At 41.8% G+C, this 5,268-nt stretch carries 3 protein-coding genes and 1 pseudogene; all 4 read right to left on the minus strand.

Features of this window, described 5'->3' with window-relative positions; genetic code table 11:
* Positions 1-1,108: pseudogene (locus AB5Z52_RS15835) on the minus strand (DgaE family pyridoxal phosphate-dependent ammonia lyase); the annotation flags it as partial.
* Entirely contained in the window at positions 1,089-2,204 is a 1,116-nt protein-coding gene (locus AB5Z52_RS15840) for an amidohydrolase/deacetylase family metallohydrolase (protein ID WP_368243183.1), read from the minus strand. The pseudogene AB5Z52_RS15835 and the gene AB5Z52_RS15840, both read right to left, overlap by 20 nt.
* Before the next feature lies 1 nt (position 2,205).
* On the minus strand, positions 2,206-3,300 hold the full coding sequence (locus tag AB5Z52_RS15845) for a DUF871 domain-containing protein (RefSeq protein ID WP_029486662.1): 1,095 nt from the start codon (positions 3,298-3,300) through the stop codon (positions 2,206-2,208).
* A 519-nt stretch (positions 3,301-3,819) separates the two neighbouring features.
* The gene (locus AB5Z52_RS15850; protein WP_003126130.1) at positions 3,820-5,118 is read right to left on the minus strand and encodes a PTS sugar transporter subunit IIC; all 1,299 of its coding nucleotides are present in this window, start codon (positions 5,116-5,118) and stop codon (positions 3,820-3,822) included.
* Positions 5,119-5,268 lie beyond the last annotated feature (150 nt).

The following is a 5,268-nucleotide window of genomic DNA, read 5'->3' on the forward strand; positions in this document are numbered from 1 at the left end:
CTTTTGGTTCCTCCGGATTCATGATTTCTTTTAATCGATTGACAATCACATGCATTTCAGTTTCTGTGACTGCCCGAATATCAAATTCAATAATGCCGTGATTTGCTTGATATTCTCTCGTGTAGATGGCTGGTTCTTCTACTTTTAATTTCTGGATCACTTCCATCGCCGATGGCCCATTTTGGACCCGAACCCGGGCGCGATAAATGTCTCGCCCTGCACCATCTTGGACGATATCCGCAGACAAGCCAATAATTTGATTGAGCGCTGAGATGAAGGGTTCCAAACGATGCTTCATGGAAGCGCCAGACTCGCTTCCTTCAGCCAGATACTCTTCTACTGCTTGTGTAAGCCCCATCATATTTTCTTTACCGATCTTCATGGAACGCCCGATGCCTTTGGATTGCAGTCTCACCCATTCTATTAGTTCTTTACGACCGATCACTAAACCAGCACTTGGCCCAGACAAAGCCTTGGCTCCGGAGTAGATCACTAAATCGGCACCCTCCTGGATGTACCTGAAAAGATCCTCTTCCGCTGCCGCATCCACGATCAAAGGGATGCCCGACTGTTTTGCGACTTGAGCAGCTTCCTTTACTGAAAGCATACTTTTTTGTACTGTATGATGACTTTTGATATAGAGAATCGCAGCTGTCTGGGGACTGATCATCTGAGCAATATGGTCAACAGAGCACATATTGGCATAGCCTGCCTCAACAACTTGGCCTCCACCTTGTTGAACCATCACTTCAACAGGTGTGCCATAATCCACATTGTGTCCCTTCGGCAAGATGATCTCTCGACGCTGAATCTTTTCTGAATAAGGATGGTAAAGATGGAATGATGAGCCTTGTCCAATGACTGCTGCCACAGATTGAGCAATTCCAGCAGAAGCTGAAGAGACGATTTAAGCATCTTCAACTTGAAGTAGTTTGGCCAAATAGGCCCCTGTTTTGACTGCTAACTCGCTCATCTCAAAAAAGTGTTCCCCACCAAAGCGTTGGGCTGTTAAGACACCTTCGCTCACTTTAGAAACACCGAGAATCGTCATTTTACCAGAAGCATTGATGACTTGCTTCAAGCCAAGTTTAGTCAGGTTCAATGTCATATACTTGTCCTCCAATTATAGTCTTTAGCGGAATGATCTGTCGATCAATACTTCGCTTGTTCCCATTTAAATCAATCAGTACTTTGGCTGCTTCTTTGAATTCAAAGATCGTGAAATCAGCATCCATTTCTTCTTCGATCGCACCTTTTCCTTTTAGTTGAAACTGACGAGCTGGTGCCAATGTTACTTTCTCGATGATTTCTTGCCAACTATAACCGACAACGGCTAATTTCTCCATAGTAGTAGCCAAATCATATACCGGACCCTTCATACGGTTACGTATATAAATATCGGTGCTGATAGAAGCAGCTTTCAAATTGGCGGCATAGGCTTTTTCTGCCACCGAAAAATTGAAACTATCTGTACCATGACCAATATCAAAAGCAACACCTTTGCCATAAGCATCAAAAACAAACGATTTGATGGTATTTGACTGACGATCTAAAATACCATTTTCCTTGCCATTGAAACAGTGGGTCAGAACGTCACCTTTCTCTAAACAAGACAAAATGTCAGCTAAATCTGGTGGTGCTGAACCAATATGAACCATCAATGGTAGGCCTGGGTGTTCTTTTTGGATATTTTTGGCTAATTTCAATGGAGTGATGCCATTTTCACCAATCACCGTCCTGCTCATTCTCGCTTTTAACCCCACGATGAAGTCAGGAAATTCATTTAGGGCCTTTGTGATCAGATCCCCCTTGATCTTAGAAAGATCGGCTAATTCATCTTGTTCGACGATGCCCCATTTTGAAATATTGATAAGCGCAAAGACATTCGTTTTGGCTGCTTGTGCAAATTCGTAGAAACGATGGCTATTTTCGGCGCCAGTAGTCCCCGCATCGATTACTGTCGTTACACCTTTTGCCACACCGATCTGATCGGGATAATCATAGTACAAGCTCATTTCTTCAAAACAATGGACATGATCATCAATCCAGCCTGCCGAAAGATACTGATTCGGAAGAAGTGTCCACTCCTTTTGTGCGGATTCTTCGATCGTTTTTGCGATCTGGCAAATTTTCCCTTGCTGGATACCGATATCGAAAATCTCTTCATTGAGTGTACGTGCCTGGCGGATAATCATATCCAACATGTTAATCATTCCTCTCGGTAAATTTAAATTTGGTCCACGGATGAATATACGACAACAACAGCCGTTCTTCTTCGACAATTGATCCAACTTTATTTTTTCGCGGATCGCAATGAGGGGTCAACACCACCTGTAATTCGTTTTTGTACTTGCCAAAATCATCGTTGCCGATCACAATATCTCCAGGTTGGAATTCCTCCAGATTATCGTGGGCTGGGTTATCAAATTGCTTGTATTTTTTTCGGACTTCTGTTGATCGAATCATCCGATCAGTAATGTCCCCTCGACGGTAATGCTGCTCTTTCAGAACGATCTTTCGTTCGCATGAAGTGCTCTCCGGTGTAAAAGTCACCGAAAATTCTGTTTGGTAACGATTGATTGCGCCAAGTGCTGCAAGTTCTGCTTCTGAGGCATAGGCATTCCCAATGATTACATCATCGATCAATCCTGTTGCAAAAAGATGTTTTGCTGCGATCTCTACAAGTAAATGCCGATGCATTTCTAATGTCGGTAATCCGTCATTGATATCCCATGGACCGATCGTTCCAGACTGTGAAGTGATAAAAGCGGCAGTTCGAATTCCTTTGGCTTTAAAACGCTGGCTGCATTTTTCGAAGAACTCATACGGTAATGCGGTGCCTTCCTGAGGATAAAAATTGTGACAGCCATATAAGAAAGGCAAGTTTGCTTGATACGTCAAAATATTGTCTAAATAAGCGACGTCGTTGCTCATATTTAGCTCGATCGCCAATCCAAACGGATTATAAGTCAGCATTGCTTCTTTGCTGCCGTCAAAACCTAAATCCAAGCGGATGCCATCCGCACCCAATTCGTGGAAAAACGTCAAATCATCATAAGAAATTTCCAGCTCTTCAAAAATTGCCGGTGCAACATCCAAAATCGTTTCGTAGCCAAGTGATTTGGCAAATCTTAATAATTCTGTGAATTTCTTGCGAACAATTTCTTTCCCTTCTGTCACTTCTAACATGCTCATAAAAATTCGACTAAATCCATAGCGTTGAGCCAATTCTAAATAAGCTTTGTCTTCGTCATTACTGCTGTGGTCTGGATAAATAGAGATTCCTAGTTGTCTTTTCATTTTGTCCACTCCTTCTGCGCACCAATTTGAGAAAATTTTGTGATCAGCAACGTACTGCAACCAACAGTCAGTGTTGTCAAGATCACCGGGGCAATTGTTGTCCTGCCAAATAGCATAACGGCAATGACTAATACTAATAAGGATTCGGCTATCAGTGTGCGGAAGCGAATCTGCTGGATAAATGCTCAATGTCTGGTTAGCCAAATTTGTAATCCGATAAATAATAAACATGCATACATCAGCATCATTTTATGCACTTAGTCTCCTTTCGATCATCAAACGCGGATCCTCGCGCATGCACCACTGTTTAAGCAACAAATGAACCCTAATTGCTTCACTCAAAAGAACCATCTAGAAAGCACTCTGGGATTGAGGTGTTTACTGGGATGACCCCGTAGAATTGTTTCTGTTCACCTAGAAGAACTCGGTATTTCCCAGAGAGCTCATTTGGTTGTCATTTATGGATCGTTCTTTGCTCCTATCCCATCGTCTCGTTTGACTTCTTGATAAAGAGACCCTTCATTCTTGAGTCGCTTGTCCTTCTTCACGTTCTAATTGCTGTTTTTCAAAGACTTTAAAGAATGGGTAATAGATCGCCAATGTAATCAAAAAGTTCACCACAACTAAGATTCCAGCGGCAACACTCCAATTTGTACTCATCCAAGCAGCAATGGGTGCTGGAATGGCAAATCCTAGACGGGCAGCCATCATTGGAACGATCCCTGTCGTCGTAGCAAAGTACGAAATTGTCGTTGTAATCAAAGGTGCTACAAGAAACGGAATCCCAAGAATCGGATTCATCACAATCGGAGCCCCAAAGATGACCGGTTCATTGATATTGAAAATACCTGGCAAAATCGAAAGACGTCCTAATTGTTTCAAATAGTTTGATTTTGAGAATAAAAACAAGACAACCAGCGCAAGCGTCGTTCCTGCCCCACCAATCCAAACAAACCATTGCAGAAATTGTTCTGTAAAGATGTTTGGTAATTCATGCGCATTGCCGGTTGATTGAAAAACTTCCATATTTTCTGCAATCGAGATATCCCAGAAAGGACGGATCACCGGACCCATGATTGCTGGTCCATGAATTCCAAGAACCCAGAAGAAACAAATCAAGAAAACTGTCAATAAGCCGCCAAACAAACTGTTTCCTGCTAAAACATCTTTCAGCGGCATCAAAAGGTTACTTAAGAAGCCATTGATATCAAAACCGATGATATGACGAATGACCCAAAACAAAACAAGAATCGCTCCCCCGGGAATCAATGCCATGAAGGAATTGGTCACTTCAGGGGGTACACCATCAGGCATTTTGATCGTGATATTTTTGACAATAAAGAAGCGATAGATTTCCACTGACAAAATAGCTGTGACAATTGCACCAAATAGTGATCCAGAACCAAGGTTAGCAACATTGATGAAACGTCCAGCATCGATCACACCTTCTACCGATTCAAGAACCCGAATTGGTGGTGCTGCCGTGATCAAAAAGGACATTGTTGCCAAAATACCTGCTGTCAATGAGTCTAGTTTGTAACTTTTTGCCAATGAAGATGCGATACCAAAGGTCGCATAAAGTGCAAGCAGACCAACAGTATAGCGAAACGGAATGTCTAGAACTTCACGATATGGTTCAATAAATGCTGCAACTGACTCAATAGGAAAATTCAATAATATCGTGAAAAAGGAACCGACGATCGTCAATGGTAATGTGGCAATGATTCCTTTACGTATGGCCACCATATGTCGCTGCATACCTACCTTATTTGCCACTGGCATTAACTTTTGTTCAATAAACCCTACAAATCCATTCATTTTAGCGCTCCTAATTATAACATTATAATCTTTACAAGGACAATATAACACAGTTAAAAAGGTGTGTAAACGTTTTTTATATGAAAATAAACCAAAAAATGGCAAAAAAAGTCTCTCTTCGTTTATAATAAGGGTGAAGAAATTTTTTTT

Source organism: Enterococcus sp. RTP21361st1_A6_RTP21361_211029 (genome assembly GCF_040910045.1).
GTDB classification, from domain to species: domain Bacteria; phylum Bacillota; class Bacilli; order Lactobacillales; family Enterococcaceae; genus Enterococcus_D; species Enterococcus_D gallinarum.

Coding starts and splice junctions, on each gene's coding strand:
- AB5Z52_RS15840 (WP_368243183.1), bottom strand. CDS start 2,204: ATGTTGGATATGATTATCCGCCAGGCACGTACACTCAATGAAGAGATT.
- AB5Z52_RS15845 (WP_029486662.1), bottom strand. CDS start 3,300: ATGAAAAGACAACTAGGAATCTCTATTTATCCAGACCACAGCAGTAAT.
- AB5Z52_RS15850 (WP_003126130.1), bottom strand. CDS start 5,118: ATGAATGGATTTGTAGGGTTTATTGAACAAAAGTTAATGCCAGTGGCA.